The organism is Dyella sp. ASV21 (assembly GCF_016428975.1).
Taxonomy (GTDB): Bacteria; Pseudomonadota; Gammaproteobacteria; order Xanthomonadales; family Rhodanobacteraceae; genus Dyella.
Genome location: NZ_JAELTT010000157.1, coordinates 1 through 1,074, shown reverse-complemented (window position 1 = coordinate 1,074; position 1,074 = coordinate 1). Strand labels below are relative to the sequence as shown.

Annotated in this window: 1 protein-coding gene; it reads right to left on the bottom strand. The window is 65.8% G+C overall.

The window, feature by feature from the left end:
* The coding region (locus JHD67_RS21375) for an IS1182 family transposase (RefSeq protein WP_199101156.1) at positions 1 to 1,074 on the bottom strand (1,074 nt) is incomplete at both ends.

The following is a 1,074-nucleotide window of genomic DNA, read 5'->3' as shown; positions in this document are numbered from 1 at the left end:
GCAAGCGCCGATAACGGCCGGTGGTGCAGTTCGTACGCAGTGGGCAGCTCGGGCAAGCGGATGACCAGTAGACGTGGATCGTCTTGCCGTTTTCGTCCGTGCTCATGCGGCGCGTGGCCACGTTGCCGGCGGGGCACCGATAGCTATCGGTAGCGGCGTCGTAGCGGAAGTCCTGCTTGGTAAAGCGCCCCGCCGCCGCACTGGAGGAGGTCTGCGTTTGGGGCACAAGCGGCGTGATGCCTGCCTCCTCGCAGGCAAGGATTTCCTCGCCCTTGTAGTAGCCCCTATCGGCCAGCGCGGTCAGTGCGTCGTGTCCCATCGCTTCGCGTGCCTGCCCGGCCATGGTCGCCAGCTGATCGCGGTCGTGGCCTTCGTTAGTGACCTCGTGCGCCACGATCAAGTGATGTTGGGTATCGACGGCCGCCTGCACGTTGTAGCCGACGACGCCCGAGCCGCGACCGTGCGTGGCCATGGATCGTGCATCGGGATCGGTCAGCGACAGCTGTTGGTCAGGCGCTTGCCGCATGCGCTCGCCTAATCCTTCGAGCTGCTGCATTTGCTCACGGACCGTGGCGAGCTTCTGCGTCAGGTGGGCGATGCGCGCCTCCGGGAGCCGGCCGGGCTCACGATCGGCCTGATCCAGCTCCGCCAGGTAGCGCGCCACGCTGCTGTCGAGCTGCGCCTGGCGTGCCTTGAGCTTGGCCTCGGAGAGATTGCGATCGCGTCCGTTCACCGCCTTGAACTTGCTGCCGTCGATCGCGACCACGGCCTCGGTGAACAGTTTCAGGCGACGACACAGCACCACGAACTGGCTGCACACGCGCCGGATGGCCGGGCCGTTGTCCTTGCGGAAGTCGGCGATGGTCTTGAAGTCGGGCGCACACCGTCCGGTCAGCCAGATCAGTTCCAGGTTGCGCTGGGCCTCACGCTCCAGTCGGCGGCTGGAGGGGATACGGTTGAGATAGCCGTAGATATAGATCTTGAGCAGCGTCGCCGGGTGATAACCGGGGCGCCCGGTGGCGGCCGGCGAAACCCCATCGAACCCCAGCTCGCCGAGATCCAGCTCATCCACGA